Here is a 16,302-nt window from a genome sequence, read left to right as displayed (position 1 = left end):
GTCATGGCCGGGGCCGGCAAGTTCTTACAACACGCCCTGGACCGCCACTGGCAACTGTATCGCAAACGCCTGCAAACCTGCCGGCAAAGGGCCGACGAAGACAACATCCACAAATTACGCACCGGCATCCGCCGGCTGGTGTCGGCGATAGACCTGATCCGCGCCTTGGCGCCCTGCCCCGCGTTACGCAAAGCTCGCAAAGTGCTGAAGGCGCAACTCGACCGCTTCGACGATTTGCGCGATACCCAAGTCATGTTGCTGACCATCGACGCGGCTATCGTCGAACTGCCGGAATTGCGCGATTTCCATGAGCACTTGCGTCGCCGGGAGAACCGATTGCTTGGCCGCCTGGAACCCGAGATCGCCGCTTTTAGGACCGGCAATCTGCGGCGCAAACTGAAAAAGTCCGGCCGGCGAGCAAACCGGCGCGCCGCCGACATCGATCTTGCCCAAGCCATCCCGGCCGTCGTCGATCGGGTTTATGCCGATGCGCTGGAGCGCCATGCCGCAATAGATGACAGCCATCCGGCCACGATCCATCAACTGCGGATCGCGCTGAAAAAGCTGCGTTACATGCTGGAAGCCGCGCCCGATCAAATTCCTGGACTGAAGCCGGACTTACTGGAACGCTTGCAACGCTATCTAACCGCGATGGGCGATATTCAGAACGCGGAAGTGCTGGCATCGGCCTTGGCTGAGTTCTATCGAGGCGCGCCGCCCGCACCGGTCGCCGACTATTTTCAGCGGCAACATCGGCAGCTGATGGCCGAATTCATTGCCGACCGTTACGAGATCTTTCGATTCTGGCGAGCCGCGCCCGACCAAGCTCAACCCTGGCAACCCGACCTCGCCGTTTAGGCGCAACGCCGCACTTGAGCCGCGTGGCGACTATGCAGTATAGTGCGGCCCCATGAACATCAAGACGACTTTTCCGCAGCCTACCGAATTCGCCCGACCAGTATCCGGCCATCTTGCGCTCGCCCCGTCTCCAAGACTGTTGCCCTGAGGGGCTAGCAATCATTCCACGACGACTTCAATAAACACCACTTTTTCCGCTTTCTCGGCGAGATGCCGAACGTTTCATGAACGGAGCCCTCATGAAAGATTCATTGATTATTTTCGATACCACCTTGCGCGACGGCGAGCAAAGCCCCGGCGCGTCGATGACCCGCGATGAAAAAGTACGCATCGCCCGCGCCCTGGAGCGCATGAAAGTCGATGTCATCGAAGCCGGATTCCCGGCCGCCAGTCAAGGCGATTTCGAAGCGGTGCAGGCCGTCGCCGATGCGATTAAAGACAGCACGGTCTGCGGTTTGGCCAGAGCCTTGGACAAAGACATCGACCGGGCCGGCGAGGCCTTGAAGGGCGCGAACAGTTCCCGCATCCATACCTTCATTGCCACTTCGCCGATCCACATGGCGAAAAAGCTGAACATGCAGCCGGACCAAGTGATCGAGTACGCGGTCAAGGCCGTCAAACGCGCGCGGCAGTACACCGACAATGTCGAGTTCTCGCCGGAAGACGCCGGCCGCTCGGAAGAGGATTTTTTGTGCCGGATTCTGGAAGCGGTGATTACCGCCGGCGCGACGACCTTGAACATCCCGGACACGGTCGGTTACAGCATGCCGCAGCAATTCGGCGCGATGATCGCCAATTTGCGGCAACGGATTCCAAACGCCGACAAGGCCGTCTTCTCGGTACATTGCCATAACGACTTGGGACTTGCGGTCGCCAACTCCTTGTCGGCGGTGATGAACGGTGCCCGCCAGGTCGAATGCACGATCAACGGCCTGGGCGAGCGCGCCGGCAACGCCTCGCTGGAGGAAGTGGTGATGGCAATCCGCACCCGCCAGGATTTTTTCCAATGCGACACCCGCTTGGACACCCGCGAGATTGTCACCTGCTCGAAGCTGGTGTCGTCCATCACCGGCTTTCCGGTACAGCCCAACAAGGCCATCGTCGGCGCCAACGCCTTCGCCCACGAATCCGGCATTCACCAGGACGGCGTCTTGAAAAACCGCGAGACTTACGAAATCATGCGAGCCGAGGATGTGGGCTGGACCACCAACCGGATGGTGCTGGGCAAGCATTCCGGGCGGAACGCATTTAAGACCCGGATGGCGGAACTCGGCGTGCAGTTCGATAGCGAAGCCGATTTGAACGATGCCTTCTTCCGCTTTAAGCAGTTGGCCGATAAAAAGCACGAAATCTTCGACGAGGATTTACAGGCGCTGATTTCCGAGCAAAGTTTCGAGGCCGAAGACGAACACATCAAACTGGTGGCGCTGAAAGTCTGTTCCGAGACCGGCGAAGTGCCGAACGCCACCGTAACCATCCTGGTGGACGGCAAGGAAGTCACCGGCACCGCCACCGGCGGCGGTGCGGTCGATGCCAGCCTGAAGGCCATCGAAAGCCTGGTGCAAACCGGCGCGACCTTGGCTTTGTACTCGGTCAACAATATCACCACCGGCACCGATTCGCAGGGCGAAGTGACGGTCAGACTGGAAAACGCCGGCCGCATCGTCAATGGCTCCGGCGCCGATACCGACATCGTCATCGCCTCGGCCAAGGCTTACATCAACGCGGTCAACAAACTGCAAAGCCCGGATCAGCGCCAGCATCCGCAAAAGGGTGACGTGTAACAGCTCGCGATGGAAAAGTCGGTCCGCTTGCAATACCTGGAGGCGATGGGTATCGATGCCTGGGAACTTCGGCATCCATCTATCGTCACCGAGCAAGCGGTTGCCGCCCCTGTAGGGTGGGCATCGCAAAGCGAAGCCCACCACTTCGACGCCCCCGATAACGAAGCCGCGCCAACCGCGGAACATCCGGCCGTAGACGAAACTGCCACTGATCACCGGCACGCTGAACCGGCACTGCAAACCGCCGCATCCGACTCGTCTTGTATATCCGAAAGCGATGCCTTCGCACCGTTGCCGCATCACCCCAAGTCTCACACCGGCGACCAGGCCTGGAAAGACCTGCAGCACGAAGTCGCTATCTGCCGCGCCTGCGCTCTCTGCGAGACCCGCACCCAGACTGTGTTCGGCGTCGGCAACAAGCATGCGACTTGGCTGCTGATCGGCGAAGCGCCGGGCCGCGACGAGGATCTGCAAGGCGAGCCCTTCGTCGGGCGGGCCGGCCAATTGCTGAACGAAATGATCCGGGCTATAGGCATGCGCCGCGAGCAGGTCTACATCGCCAACATGCTGAAATGCCGACCGCCGAATAATCGCGATCCGAGGGCCGAAGAAGTCGATGCCTGCCACGATTTTTTAAAACGCCAGATTGAACTGATTCAACCCAAGCTCATCGTCGCCGTCGGCCGCATCGCCGCGCAAAACCTGCTAAAAACCCAGCAACCGCTGGCGCGGCTGCGCGGCATCCGCCACGAATTGGCCGGAATACCGTTGACGGTGGTACACCACCCCGCTTATTTGCTACGCTCGTTGCCCGAAAAAGCCAAAGCCTGGGAAGACCTGCAATTCGCGCTTTCCGTTTATCAATCGCTGGAAACCTAACCCCATGTGGAAATTGCTACACAAGCTGAAAGATGCCGTGATTTACGACGCCGACCGCGAGTTTTACGCCAAGGTATTTCCCGATTCGGTCGCGCCGCGCGACTTGCTGAGGCTGCGTAAAATGGACCACGCCGATTTACCGCGCGTGCTGACCATCGAAAATGAAAATTACGAGTTTCCGTGGTCGGAAGGCATTTTCAAGGATTGTTTTCGCGCCATCAATTACACCAACTGGGTCTGCGAAGCGCCGGACGAGAGCATCGTCGGCTATTGCATCATCTCGGTGATGGCCGGCGAGGCCCATATCATGAATATCAGCGTCAGTCCCCGCTTTCAGCGCCAGGGCGCCGGCCGCAAGATGCTGGAGCATTTGATCGAATACGCCCGGCCGCGCGCCGAAAAAATCTTCCTGGAAGTCCGCCCCAGCAACCCCGGCGCGATCGACCTGTACCGCAAGACCGGTTTTCGGGAAATCGGTGTCCGCAAGAATTACTATCCGGCCAAACAGGGCCGCGAAGACGCCATCATGTTCGAACTGGATCTGGTGCCGCGACTCTAACACGGCCGCTTGACCGGGCCGGAAACGATGAGGTAAAACCCGCGCTAGGGTATCCACGAGACTTTCCGATGACTGTTTCCGAAATTGACGGCCTGCTGTTCGATCTTGACGGCGTTCTCTACGTTGGCGACGCGGCGATTCCCGGCGCGGCGGCGGCGCTGGCGCACATCCAGTCGTTGGGCTTGCCCCGCCGCTTCGTCACCAACACCACGACCCAATCGCGCGCGCAATTGGCGGCCAAACTGCAAGCCATCGACTTGCCGATCGTCGCCGACGAGATATTGACGACTCCGCACGCCGCGCGCCTCTACCTCAAACATCGCGGCTACCGCAGCTGCCATTTTCTGGTCGCCGACGCGGTCAAGGATGAATTCGCCGAATTCAACGCCGCCGCCCAACAGCCGGACGCCGTCGTGATCGGCGATATCGGTTCGGCCTGGAATTACGACATTCTCAACCGGGTGTTCGAAATGGCCATGGCCGGCGCCGAGCTGATCGCCTTGCACAAAGGCAAATTCTGGCAAACAGCCGACGGCCTCAGGATGGACATCGGCGCTTTCGTCACCGGCCTGGAATATGCGACCGGCAAAACCGCCGCAGTCATGGGCAAGCCATCGCCGGCCTTTTTTGCGCTGGCCTTACGACAACTTGGCCTGCCGGCCAGCCGGATCGCGATGATAGGCGACGATATCGATTCCGACGTCGGCGGCGCCCAACGCGCCGGACTGCAGGGTATCCTGGTCAAGACCGGCAAATACCGCGAGGCCTATACCCAAGCGTCGCCCGTGCAACCCGATCTGATACTGGATTCGGTCGCCGAGCTGCCTCTGCATTTAGGACGTTAGCAAGCTTGCTGTGCTGAAACAGAACACTCGATTGCGAGCCGACGTTTGGAAACTCAGGCATTGACGCGTGCAGCAAGCCGGACTCGGCGGACAAGCCTCAACTCGGACAACCCTCCGCCTTCACGGCCGGCGTAAGTCGCAGAGGTACCTAAACCGACTGTTTTCATCACGGCCACCCCTCGATTCTAACAAACTGAATTCGTTTTAACTCCCCGCCAAAGCCCATCGGCGCCGATGCCGATTCCACACTCTAAAACCGGAAGGATTCCGTTTATTTGGGATTTCTGTTTCATCTAAGGCCATTCGAAAAGCCGAGGCCCGAACAGAATGCTGTTACCGAAAACGCATCCGATAATATAACAAGTTATTGACTTACCAATCTTTTAAACCTGCTCATTATTATTAACCTGGATTCGCGCCGAGATACGCAAATTTAGCGTGCTTATTCCCCGGAATACACATGCTTTAAGGCACTAGAAAAATCAACAAGGAATTTTCCCAAGTGATGCCGGGAATTATTCTGTCTGGACCTGATAAGTTTCGTCCATTTTGACGAAAAATATTATCATCGACGGAAGAGCTGTCAGCGTGACAAATTGTCGCATTTTCAATAAATAATCGGAGTGCTATATTTTGGATTGGTTAATTTTTACGAAAAAAATAACCTCGCCCCTGCGGCTGATCACTTTTATTTCAACACCCTTGATAATCAACAGGAAATTTCAAATGGAAAAAATTACAGCACTATCCCTGAGCATCGGCATTCTTTCTGGAGTCGCCACGTATTTTGCGGTGGGCCCCGCGGCGGGCGTGTTTTTTATTTGGGCTGCAACGATTGCATGGGCGGCTTATTTCTTATTAGGCGCGGACCGAGAGGCGGCAATTAACACGATAATCAATGGAATTTTCGGAGTGTTCATGGCCTGGATCACCGCACTATTGCTGCTGAAAATAGATCCGGAAATCTCATTGGGCGTCGAAATTACCACGGCATTAATCGTGGCGGGCGCGGTGATTGTACTGTGTCTGTCTGCGAATTTACCGCAATTCGCGATTATACCGGTTGGCGTTTTGGGTTACTCCTCCACCTTCGCTTATTTACTACAAACTCCCGATAAATTGAATCAGGAAGTTCTTTTAGGCGCATCGCTGAATAACCCGCTGTTGGTCATATCGATTTCGTTTATTCTCGGATCGGTATTTGGACATCTTTCGAATCAATTGGCCGGAAAACTTAGCAGTATTCCAAGCCCTCTGGTTAGAAAAAGATAAAACAGGATTAGCACCACCAGGCAAGGATGCCGAAACGCTTATACATTCAGCGAAGTCGAACAGCGAATTTGCATCCGCCCGCCGACTTCGCTCGACGCTTTCCCCGCAACGATAGCCATCACGGCTTAGCATTGCCTCAGCTCGAGGCTTTAACACTCTGATGTGCTTGCAGGCGCTTCGACATCGTTGCCGCGAATATCCGCAAACATTGATACGCTTCGGGTAACGTCGGCAACACGGCGGCAAGAATCCGTTCGTCGCTTGCGCCTCCTTCAATATTACCGCCGATCCGCGATTTCAGTTGTTCCAAATTATCCAAATAACTAAGGTCTTCGGTCACCAATGCGGTAATAATATTAATACTTCCCTTGACAAGATCGTAACACTGCCCGGTTTCCTTGGCGATAATACCGCTTTGCCAAAAAGACCAGCGCAAGTTAATGCCCCTCAAAAATCCATAACACCAATGCCAAATATCAGCCATCGTTTCTTCGTCAATCTCGGAAAAATCGTACGGAAACTCTAGTTTATCGGCCAGCATCGACTTATTTGCCGACTTAACCACGGCGACTACCGCTTTTTTCAAGCGCTTAACTTGTCTTCCGCTTAAATCGGGTCTATCCCCCAAAAACAACTCCGCCATCCACTCGGATGGATCGATTATGCACGGCGTGATAGTCAGCGCATAAAAAAAACCGGTTAACCCGGCTTTGTTCAAATGCAATTCCGGAAGAACGCATTCATTTAAAGAGAATACTAGCGCGTCTAATGCTTTATTATCGATCATAGCCTTAAATAATGGGTTAAGTTACTTGACACCCCAAGAGGATATTGCTCAAACCTAGCGGTCTTGAAAGGACTTTCGTCCCCGAAAATGAAGGTAGCTGGAGCGGCTTTAGCCGAGATCAAGGCGTTCCTGACCTAGATATATCGGTGATTTTCCTAGCGACTTTCATAGTAAAAGACAGCATTGTCGAAATGACTCGCCACGATTGCCAAAAAACCTGGATATGGTTTGTTTGACTTGCAACAGTAAAACAATAAAACGTCGAAATCCGGATAAATCGGACCAACGACAGGCTCACAAATTTCACCGCCTCTTGAATAACCTCGATTTGCTCTATTAACTAAACAGGCGATGCTTTCGCCAGCCAATCCGTGGACAAAACGACTGTTTACCGCCGGCATCTATCGTTCGCCCTAGTCGTTAATTTTCCGGGATAAACTCGGTCGATGAAAATATCACAATCGGACGAAAGTTCGCGGCAGGGTAGCGGGGATCAAACTCGCCCTGATTCGCGGAAACTTCAGTTGTTTGCGCTTGTTGATCGCTCTCGTTGCTATCGGCGCTGTATATCAGCTTGGGCTGAAAGTAAGCCGCCGGATAGCTTTCAGAATGCACTGAAAAACTAAAGCCCAGCAGTACCAAACCTATCGCAAACCTCATCAGAAACCTCGCCATCGTTAATCCAAGAAACCCAAAACCGACATATTAAGCCGGAGAATCAGCGCTTAAACGGCGTCAATCAGCCTAGCGTCACGGCCCGCCCGATCCGAACGCCGAGTAGAAACGCGCCGCCGTGCGGCCAAAGCGCCAGCACCCAATAACGCCGCCATACCAAAGCAGGAAAAATGCCAGATCCCGCCAGCACCTATAGCATTGATTTTTATATTTTTTTAAAAAATAGAACAATCCAAGCCCGTAATCCATCCGTTTATTTTTTATGCACCTGTTAATTTTATAAACACTGATTTGTACAGTTTGCACGATGCCTTTGGCAGACCCATCTCGAATCCGCCGCGCGCCATACGCAACTGTCACCTTGGCGCTGTCGCAGCGACTCGAGGTTGGACACACGGAAGGCTCCCGAGTCAAATGAATCAACGCAAGACGAATTTGGACTGCGACAGGAGTGAATTTCGGTTCGGGAAGAATTCGAGCGCAAATTGACCAGACACCGACTTCGCGCCACACCGAACGACGATGATCCGATGGAATTTAGGGCACGAGCGGCCGCGCCGCCTGCTAAAACGACGTGAACGGCGATTTGATTCGCGAGAACGTAAGCCGCGAACCGGAAACCAATCCACCCCGGCACACCATTCGCCCCGTCGATTGCCAACGCGCAAGCATGCGGGTCCGAGCGGACAGTTCTGGAGGGGAAAATATCGAGGCCGATCCCGGCGCGCTGAACAGCCGGGACGCTGACAATCTTAAATTGCCGCAAAATCTCACGCAGGGCGGATCCGAGTCCGGCGCGTCCGACGGCGCTCGTGTTATTGGCGGAGGGGGAATAGCGACGTTTGCCGGCAATCACCGGAAGACTCGTCGCCAAGCGGTTTAGTTGACGTCCAATGATTTGGCTGCGCCGCCTTGGATTTGACGATCGCGGCGGCCCGAAGTCCGCCCGACGGCAGGTTGCATACAACGGAAGCCAGCGACGCATACCCTCCAACAAGGCGTGTCCGCCAGCCCAATTGGCTGGCGGAGCGGCGTCTAAGGCCGATCCCAAGCTAATCGGCCGAGCCGGAGGATGGGGCTTATTCAGCCCTTTTTGCCGAATTTTCCGAACAATCCGCGCAATTGGCCCTTGGCCTTTTCGGCGGCCTGCATCGCGTCGGCGGTGACGGCTTCGAGTTGTTCGATCAACGGTTCCGCTTCGTCATCGTCGGCATTCGCTTCGCTTTTGCCCTTGCCGAGCAAGCCCTTGAACTTGGACATCGCGCCGCCAGCGGCCGGTTTTTCGGCGGGCTTATCCGCCGCGAGAGTCGGCGCGATTGGTTCCGGTGCCGGTTCCGCGCTCGGGGCCGGTGTCGGTTCGGCTTCAGCTACCGCGGGCTTCGGTGTCGAACCGCCGAATTTTTCGTCCAGCTTGGCGAATTTCTGCATCGTGCTGCCGAACAGCTTTTTCAAGCCACCGCCGGCCGGCTCGGCTGGTTTGCCAGAAGCCGGTTCGACGGCGATCGGACGCGGCGGCTCCACCGGTTTGGCGACGACAATCGGTTCGGGTGCGCTGATCTCGACGGGCTCCGGTGCCGGGATCGGTGCGACCGGACTGGCGACCACCGCCGGCTTTTCAGGCTCCACGGCCGCTCTAACACTATCGCCGATACGCTCGCTAACCGGCGCGGGGGTTTCCGATTTTACGGCCGTCACCGGAGCCGGAGCCGGCGCGGGTACCACCTTGACCGCAGTGGCGGTGGCTAGCTTCGCTTCCAGCTCGGCGACGCGCGCGGCGTCGATCCGCTGTTGTTGCGCTTGACGTTGCTGTTCGGCCAAGGCCGCTTCCAGTTCGCCGATTTGTTGAGTTTGCGACTCGACGCGCGCCCGCAATGCGCCGAGCAAGGCTTCCTTCTCGCCCACCTTGGCCGCCTCGTCCTCGCGGGCCTGTTCCGCGTCGGCCTTGGCTTGACGCTCGGCGGCCAGTACGCCGTTCAATTGCTCGGTAATTTGCCGATGCTGATCCCAAACCTCCTCGGGGTTGCCGCCGTCGCCGCCAGGTACCGGCAATCCAAAGTTCGCCGCCAGCGCCTTGTTGACGTCGGCGAGCCTTTGGTTGGCTTTAAGCATTTGCTGCTCCAACGCGTCGATTAATTGTGCCCGATTGGCGATTTCGGCATTGGCGGCGGAGACTTGCTCGCCGCTCTCGGTCAATTGCTGCTGTAAGCCTTCGATTTGCAGTTTGGCTTCGGCCAGTTCGGATTGCAGTTGTTGCAACGCGGCGGCCAGCCGGCGAAAACGGCCGTTCAGAAAACCGATTCGGATGCTGTAAAAAATCGCGGTCAACAGCCAGACCGCGACGATCAGCGTGATCGCGTATTCCTGATTGGCCAGCGTCAACCGGTACCAGTCGGCGGCGATGGATTCGAGCATCGGCAAATAATCTTGCATAAAATATCCCGGTAGTTGTCGTTATTATTAAAAGGCGGGAAGACCGCGATGACTTCCGAATCCGATCGGGCCGGTTCGGAACCGGCGCAGTATATCAGTTTGTCGCGGTACCGATGCGGAGCGCCCGTCCGGTGGCGGCGTTCAATATAGCCAAGGCAACAGGCGCCAGCGCACCGCGCAATAGTCGGCGTGAGCCGCGCCGAATTCGGCCGCCAACATCGCTTCCTCGATCGCGATTCGGCCGCGCACGGCCAGGCCGATCGGCAGGGTTGCCGCCAATATGGCCAGACCGTCGCCCATCGCCAAGCCGGCTCCGGCCAGCGCCAGCAGTAAACCGGTATAGGCGGGATGGCGCAGCCAGCGGTAGGGCCCGTCGACGATCAACTCGTGACGGGGCTGTATCGTGACGTCGGTGGTAAAAAATCGGCCTAGACGCTGGACCGCCAGATAGCGCAAGCTCAGACCGGCCGCGAAAATCGTCAGCGCCAGCGCCTGCCTGGGCAAATAAGCCACCGGCAGCGGCCACCACCATAGTTGTTTGGCGTACAGCGCCGCAATCAGACCGGCCGCGCCGGCCAGCCACAGGCGGCGTTGCGAATCGCGTTCGGCGGCGACACCATCGGTTCGGCCGCGCGCGGCCTGGGCCAAGCAAATTTCCGCCGCCAGCCAAGCCAACGCCAAAACCAACCATAGCAAGCGTACCGCCAACATATGTTCTCTCCAGAGACTCTCGAAAACCGGCGCGCGCCCGAAAGCCGCGCGTCGTGTACCATACCCTAATTTGCCGGCCGCCATGCAATCCATCATCCGACTTCGCCAGGTTTACAAAGATTATCCGCAGGCCGGCGGCTTGCAGACGGTGTTGCACGGCATCGACCTGGACATCGCCGCCGGAGAATTCGTCGCCATCGTCGGCCCGTCCGGCAACGGCAAATCGACGTTGCTGAATCTGTTGACCGGCATCGATCATCCCAATCGCGGCGAGATTTTCGTCAACGGCGCGGCGCTACACCAACTGAGTAACTCAAAGCTCACCGCCTGGCGCGGCGCCAATGTCGGCATCGTGTTTCAATTTTTCCAATTGTTGCCGGCTTTAAATTTGTGGCAAAACGTAGTGCTGCCGATGGATTTTCTCGGCAAGCTGGACAAACGCCGGCGCCGGGAGCGGGCCATGTCTCTATTGGAGCGAGTGGGTCTGGCCGATGCCGCCGACCGCCTGCCCAGCCAGGTTTCCGGCGGGCAGCAACAACGCGCCGCGATCGCCCGCGCGCTGGCCAACGACCCGCCGTTGATCGTCGCCGACGAACCGACCGGCAATCTGGACGCCGCCACCGCCGACGCGGTGTTCGAGCTGTTCGCCCATCTCAACGACCAGGGCAAGACCTTAGTCATGGTCACTCACAACGAAGCGCTGGCCGACGCCGCCAGCCGCAAGTTGGAAATTCGCGGCGGGCGCATCCATGCCGACATTGCCTGGCACGCGGCCGAGCGGAACGGATCGGGCTTGGAAGCGCCGGACGATCCAGCAGTGGACCGCGGGGCCGAAAGCGCTTGAACGTGTTGCGCTACAAAATCCTGGCCGACTGGCGCGCCGCCAAGGCGCGCAGTCTGTTGGCCGTCGTCAACATCGCGATCGGCATTTTTTGCGTCGGAACGCTGTTCGGGATGGTCACGTTGCTGCTCGACCGCATGGACGCCGCTCATCGACGCTCGCAGCCCTCGCATATCAACCTGATTCTGCGCGGCGCGGCCGAGCCCGAACTGCTAAGCCGCTTACGCGCCGTTCCCGGCGTGGCGGGTATCGACACGCTGACGCCGCTGTCGGTGCGTTACCGCCAAACCGGCAGCGGCGAATGGCAAAACGCGACCTTAATCGTTCGCCCGGATTACGCCGCCCAGCAATTCGACCTAACCACGCTGGAAAGCGGATCTTGGCCGGGCTCAGGCCAAGTCGCCGTCGAAAATCTGTCCCAAAACGCAACCGGCTTGGCGGCCGGCGCGACAGTCGAGTTCGACACCGCCAACGGCCCGACCGATTTTCGGATCAGCGGCGTCGTCCGCCATCCTTTCGTCAAACCGCCCAAATTCGGCGGTCAGATACATTTTTTCGCCGACCGCGCCAGCGCCGCGTCGTTCGGCGTAGCGGACGGCTATTTCCGGCAGTTGCTGGTGCGCATCGTGCCGCCGTACGACGTCGAAACCGCCCGAGGCGTCGCCGCCCAACTCCGAAACTTGCTGGCCGAGCGGCATCTGCCGGTCAGCGTCACGTTGCTGCAAGACCCGGAAAAGCATTGGGGCCGTCCCTTTGTCGCCGGTATCAACTCGGTATTGCAAGCGATGGCCCTGGCGTCCCTGGCCTTGGCCAGCCTGTTGATTTTGAATACGGTATCGGCCCAGATTACCCAACAAACCGACCAGATCGGCGTCATCAAGGCGCTGGGCGGCGGCGGCGCGACCGTGGCCGGGTTATATCTCAGCGAAGTTGCTTTGCTGGCGCTGGCCGCGACTTGCATGGCGATTCCGCCGGCGCTGTTCGGCGCCGATTGGGCCGCTCGCAAGTTGCTGGCCTTGTTCAACATCGCCGGCGGCGCGTTCTCGGTCGCGCCCGACGCACTGGCTTGGATGATCGGCGGCGGTCTGCTTGCGCCGCTACTGGCGGCGTTGCCGCCGGTGTGGCGCGGCGCGGCGATGACGGTACGGACGGCATTGGCCAATTACGGCTTGGGCGGCGATTTCGGCGGGAACCGCTTCGATGCCTGGATCGAAAAGCTTGGGGCGCGATGGTTGCCGACGCTGTATGCGGCGGCGCTGGGCAATTTATTCCGCCGCAAGGCCCGATTGCTATTAACCCAAGGCGTGTTGATCGTGGCCGGAATCATGCTTTTGGTATCGACCAGCCTGATCGCCTCGGTGAACCTGACGCTGGACAACGAAATGGCGCGTAGCCGTTACGCGGTTAAATTGGGTTTCAGCGTCGACCAGCCCGCGGCTAGGGTCGCCGAGTTAGCCAAATCGCTGCCGGCGACCCGCGATCTCGCGGTCTGGCAACGGCTGCCGGTGGAAATCAGCCATCAAGGGCAAACCTTGCGGCAAACCGGGAGTCTGGGCCTGCAGATGCTGGCGGTACCGGCAGCTTCCACGCTTTACCGGCCGCTGATCGAAGCCGGCCGCTGGTTAGCGGACGCCGGCGAGCGGGAATTAGTCATCAGTGCCGACACCGCCGCGCTGAACGGTCTAAAACCCGGCGACAACGTTGATGTAAGGTTGGGGGCGAGCCGCCAGTCCTGGCGCATTGTCGGGGTCTACCGCTGGTTGGCCGGCAACAATCCGGCCGTCGAACCGGTTTACGCGCCGCAGACAACCGCCCACGAACTGGCTGAGACCGGCGAACTCGCTTCGTTTGCGCTACTGGATGCCGACATCGCCGACCCGGCCGGCGAAGACAGCTATTTGCGCCAACTCAAGGACCGCTACGACAGCGCCGGCCTGACCTTAGACGTCTACAGCACCGAAGCCAAGCTGGCGCAGCGCCGCTATGCCCGCAACCAATTCAATTCAGTATTGGGGACCTTGGCGGGATTGGCGGCGATGGTCGCGGCCATCGGCGGCATCGGCCTGTCCGGCACGCTGACGATCGCCGTGTTGCAGCGCACTCGCGAAATCGGCGTGATGCGCGCCATCGGCGCGCCGACGCCGGCGGTGTTTCGGCTGTTTGCGATGGAAGGTTTGTTGCACGGCGGCTTGGCGTGGCTCGTCAGCGTGCCGCTGGCCAGTTGGCTTGCCCAACCGATCGCCGAACGCTTGGGCACCGTCATGCTCGGCATCCGGCTGGACTATCGCTTCGACTATACCGCGGCGCTGTATTGGTTGGTATTGGTACTGACGATCGCCGCGATCGCCGCCTACTGGCCGGCGAAATCCGCCGCCAAATTGACGATACGCGATTGCCTTGCGCATTGACGCGGTTAGACGCCGGCTAATAGCGCACGAATTGCCCTTCGTTCGGTAAAAAATCGGCTTCGAAGCGATCACGCGCCGGCTTGGTTTTCGGCGGCCGTTCCGTAGCGAACTGGCGGGGGCTCGGCGGCTCTTCGTCCGCCAGCCGGAAGAAACTCATCAGATTTTGTAATTGCTCGGCCTGTCCGCTCATTTGTTCGGCGGTCGCCGCTAATTCCTCGCTGGACGCGGCGTTTTGCTGGGTCACCCGGTTCACTTGATTCATCGCCTGGTTGATTTGCCCGACGCCGACCGCTTGCTCGTGCGAAGCCGCCGCGATTTCCTGCACCAAGGCCGAAGTCTTGCCGATGGTGGGGATAATCGAATCGATCATCCGCCCTGCCAATTCGGCGTCTTGCACGGTTTGTTCGGCCAACTTACCGATTTCCTGGGCAGCGGTCTGACTGCGTTCCGCCAATTTACGCACCTCGGCCGCCACCACCGCAAACCCCTTTCCTTGATTTCCGGCCCTGGCGGCCTCGATCGCCGCGTTCAAGGCCAGCATATTGGTTTGATAGGCGATGTCGTCGATGATGCCGATCCGGGTCGCGATTTCCTTCATCGCCTCCACGGTTTGCTTGACCGCCGCGCCGCCCTCGACCGCCTCCTGGGCGGACTTGCCGGCCATCGCGTCGGTGACGGCGGCGTTCTCGGCATTCTGGTTAATACTGGCCGCCATTTGCTCGACGCTGGCACTGGTCTGCTCGACCCCGGCGGCCTGCTCGCTGGCCGACTGGGCCAAGACTTGCGACGTGGCGCTGACTTGCTCGGCGGCGTCGCTCAATTGGTCGGCCGCGACCGAAACCTCGTTAATCGTTTCCGACAAACGGATTACCGTTGCGTTGGCGGCCAATCGCAATTCCTGCAATTGGCCTTGATAATCTTCGTCGATCCGCCGGCTCAGATCGCCTTGCTCGACACAGGTCAACAGCTCGCGCACCCGGTCCAACGGACCAACTACCGCGTCCAACGTGGCATTGACACCTTCGATGATGCGCCGGTATTCGCCGCTATGCGCGTTGGCGTCGGCCCGCACCGCCAGTCGACCCTCGACGCCGGCCTCGGCCAAGGTCATCGCATCGGCCGCCATGCGCCGCAAATTGACGACGACCGTTCGCAAATTGGCGGCAATGCTCAAGGTGTCGCCGGGCGCGACCGGCACGTCTTGGCTCAAATCGCCGGCCGAAACCGCTTGCGCCAGTTCCGCCGCCGCGCCGGGTTCCATGCCGATCTGGGCCTTGATCGAACGGCCGACTTTCAGTGAAAACCAAACGCAAACCACCAAACCGGCCAGCAACATCGCCGCGGTCAGATTGCGAACCATCATGTAATTGGCCTCGGCCAGATCGTTTTGCTGCTTGGCGACCCGCAATTGCAAACCGACCAGCGCGGATATTTTTTCGGAAATCGGGTCTATGGCCGGATACAAGCGTTGCATCGTGAACGCCGCCAGCGCATTGCGGTCTTCGCGCTGCATGATCGCCAGCAACTCGGCGAGTTCCCGGTTGGCATTGGCGAATAACGGTTCGATCTGCTTGATCAAATCACGCTCTTCATCCACCAGAGACGTCGACGTATAAGCCCGCCAAGCCTTTTCGACGACGGCGCCGGACTCCTCGATGTTCTTGCGAGCCTCTGCCCAACCGATGTTGCCGTTGCGGGCCTTGTGCGCGGTATCGACGATATTAACGGCATAGCGGTCGGCGATGGTCTTCAAGCTTTGTAGCGGGACGACCCTGTCGTTGTAGACGCTACTCAAGACCGCGTTGACTTCGGCCAGATTGCGAATGCCGAAAATGCACAACAGGACGGCCAATAGGGCCATGATGCCCGGCGGCAACAACAGCCGGGTATTCAGTTTCAACTCCGACAACGGCATACGCATCTCCAATAGTTCCGGTCAAATCAACCATCATGCCGTCTAACCGTGCAGCTATTCGGCGTGAACGAAGAGTTTAAAACCGACGACGGAACTGAAAGTCCTATGTAAGCCTGGACTTACAAAAGGTTTGCGCAAGTTCGAATAACCTGGGCCTTACCGAATCCGCCACCCGCAACGCAGTCATAATACTAGCCGATTTGAAGCTTTTGTCAGCAACATCGCCGAGCCTCGCCAGGCATTCAGTGCCGGATTTCGCGAGCGGCGACGGCACGAATCCAGCCAACGGCGCCGGACAAGTCGGCATGACCAGGCGTTGATGACCTATACGGCGGCGC

Annotated in this window: 13 protein-coding genes; 8 read left to right on the top strand and 5 right to left on the bottom strand. The window is 58.5% G+C overall.

Annotated elements, in window-relative coordinates; translation table 11 throughout:
* The first annotated feature begins 3 nt into the window (after window positions 1–3).
* The 6 genes from A1355_RS06515 (at window position 4) to A1355_RS06490 (ending at window position 6,197) form a co-directional block, all read left to right on the top strand.
* Window positions 4–858: a CHAD domain-containing protein gene (locus A1355_RS06515; protein WP_064026214.1), complete on the top strand. Its 855-nt coding sequence runs from the start codon at window positions 4–6 to the stop codon at window positions 856–858.
* A 239-nt stretch (window positions 859–1,097) separates the two neighbouring features.
* The gene (locus A1355_RS06510; RefSeq protein WP_064026212.1) at window positions 1,098–2,642 is read left to right on the top strand and encodes a 2-isopropylmalate synthase; all 1,545 of its coding nucleotides are present in this window, start codon (window positions 1,098–1,100) and stop codon (window positions 2,640–2,642) included.
* A 9-nt stretch (window positions 2,643–2,651) separates the two neighbouring features.
* A complete protein-coding gene (locus tag A1355_RS06505; RefSeq protein ID WP_064026210.1) occupies window positions 2,652–3,521 on the top strand; it encodes a uracil-DNA glycosylase in 870 nt (289 codons plus the stop codon).
* A 4-nt stretch (window positions 3,522–3,525) separates the two neighbouring features.
* Entirely contained in the window at window positions 3,526–4,080 is a 555-nt protein-coding gene (gene rimI, locus A1355_RS06500; RefSeq protein WP_064026208.1) for a ribosomal protein S18-alanine N-acetyltransferase, read from the top strand.
* Between the two features lie 68 nt (window positions 4,081–4,148).
* Window positions 4,149–4,925, top strand: a complete 777-nt coding sequence (locus A1355_RS06495) for a TIGR01458 family HAD-type hydrolase (RefSeq protein WP_064026205.1) — start codon at window positions 4,149–4,151, stop codon at window positions 4,923–4,925.
* Between the two features lie 726 nt (window positions 4,926–5,651).
* Complete coding sequence (locus A1355_RS06490) at window positions 5,652–6,197, top strand: DUF1097 domain-containing protein (RefSeq protein WP_064026234.1); 546 nt, start codon at window positions 5,652–5,654, stop codon at window positions 6,195–6,197.
* A 136-nt stretch (window positions 6,198–6,333) separates the two neighbouring features.
* On the opposite strand, the gene A1355_RS06485 is transcribed toward A1355_RS06490, so the two are convergent.
* From A1355_RS06485 to A1355_RS06465, 4 genes are all read right to left on the bottom strand, one after another.
* Window positions 6,334–6,915 carry a UPF0149 family protein gene (locus tag A1355_RS06485; RefSeq protein WP_175463636.1) on the bottom strand — a complete coding sequence of 194 codons (582 nt, stop codon included), beginning with the start codon at window positions 6,913–6,915 and terminating at the stop codon, window positions 6,334–6,336.
* A gap of 489 nt (window positions 6,916–7,404) precedes the next feature.
* Window positions 7,405–7,659 (bottom strand): hypothetical protein, encoded by a 255-nt coding sequence (locus A1355_RS06480; protein WP_064026201.1) that lies wholly within the window; start codon window positions 7,657–7,659, stop codon window positions 7,405–7,407.
* 1,083 nt (window positions 7,660–8,742) lie between these two features.
* The gene (locus tag A1355_RS06470) at window positions 8,743–10,089 is read right to left on the bottom strand and encodes a hypothetical protein (protein WP_064026196.1); all 1,347 of its coding nucleotides are present in this window, start codon (window positions 10,087–10,089) and stop codon (window positions 8,743–8,745) included.
* A 141-nt stretch (window positions 10,090–10,230) separates the two neighbouring features.
* On the bottom strand, window positions 10,231–10,800 hold the full coding sequence (locus tag A1355_RS06465; RefSeq protein ID WP_064026194.1) for a methyltransferase family protein: 570 nt from the start codon (window positions 10,798–10,800) through the stop codon (window positions 10,231–10,233).
* Window positions 10,801–10,882: 82 nt separating this feature from the next.
* On the opposite strand from A1355_RS06465, the gene A1355_RS06460 reads away from it, so the two are divergent.
* Both A1355_RS06460 and A1355_RS06455 read left to right on the top strand, forming a co-directional pair.
* Window positions 10,883–11,644, top strand: a complete 762-nt coding sequence (locus tag A1355_RS06460; protein WP_082885396.1) for an ABC transporter ATP-binding protein — start codon at window positions 10,883–10,885, stop codon at window positions 11,642–11,644.
* Between the two features lie 2 nt (window positions 11,645–11,646).
* Complete coding sequence (locus tag A1355_RS06455) at window positions 11,647–14,049, top strand: ABC transporter permease (protein ID WP_231883586.1); 2,403 nt, start codon at window positions 11,647–11,649, stop codon at window positions 14,047–14,049.
* A gap of 16 nt (window positions 14,050–14,065) precedes the next feature.
* Here A1355_RS06455 and A1355_RS06450 read toward each other — a convergent pair whose 3' ends face one another.
* On the bottom strand, window positions 14,066–15,964 hold the full coding sequence (locus A1355_RS06450) for a HAMP domain-containing methyl-accepting chemotaxis protein (protein WP_064026190.1): 1,899 nt from the start codon (window positions 15,962–15,964) through the stop codon (window positions 14,066–14,068).
* Window positions 15,965–16,302 lie beyond the last annotated feature (338 nt).

The organism is Methylomonas koyamae (assembly GCF_001644025.1).
GTDB lineage: Bacteria > Pseudomonadota > Gammaproteobacteria > Methylococcales > Methylomonadaceae > Methylomonas > Methylomonas koyamae_A.
The sequence above is the reverse complement of the archived record's forward strand: the minus strand, read 5'-3'. Positions and strand labels throughout refer to the sequence as shown.

Bases quoted from the DNA above. Each gene is read 5' to 3' on its own strand.
- A1355_RS06470 (WP_064026196.1), bottom strand. From the start codon at position 10,089: ATGCAAGATTATTTGCCGATGCTCGAATCCATCGCCGCCGACTGGTAC.
- A1355_RS06465 (WP_064026194.1), bottom strand. From the start codon at position 10,800: ATGTTGGCGGTACGCTTGCTATGGTTGGTTTTGGCGTTGGCTTGGCTG.
- A1355_RS06495 (WP_064026205.1), top strand. From the start codon at position 4,149: ATGACTGTTTCCGAAATTGACGGCCTGCTGTTCGATCTTGACGGCGTT.
- A1355_RS06510 (WP_064026212.1), top strand. From the start codon at position 1,098: ATGAAAGATTCATTGATTATTTTCGATACCACCTTGCGCGACGGCGAG.
- A1355_RS06480 (WP_064026201.1), bottom strand. From the start codon at position 7,659: ATGGCGAGGTTTCTGATGAGGTTTGCGATAGGTTTGGTACTGCTGGGC.
- rimI (WP_064026208.1), top strand. From the start codon at position 3,526: ATGTGGAAATTGCTACACAAGCTGAAAGATGCCGTGATTTACGACGCC.
- A1355_RS06490 (WP_064026234.1), top strand. From the start codon at position 5,652: ATGGAAAAAATTACAGCACTATCCCTGAGCATCGGCATTCTTTCTGGA.
- A1355_RS06450 (WP_064026190.1), bottom strand. From the start codon at position 15,964: ATGCCGTTGTCGGAGTTGAAACTGAATACCCGGCTGTTGTTGCCGCCG.
- A1355_RS06460 (WP_082885396.1), top strand. From the start codon at position 10,883: ATGCAATCCATCATCCGACTTCGCCAGGTTTACAAAGATTATCCGCAG.
- A1355_RS06515 (WP_064026214.1), top strand. From the start codon at position 4: ATGGCCGGGGCCGGCAAGTTCTTACAACACGCCCTGGACCGCCACTGG.
- A1355_RS06505 (WP_064026210.1), top strand. From the start codon at position 2,652: ATGGAAAAGTCGGTCCGCTTGCAATACCTGGAGGCGATGGGTATCGAT.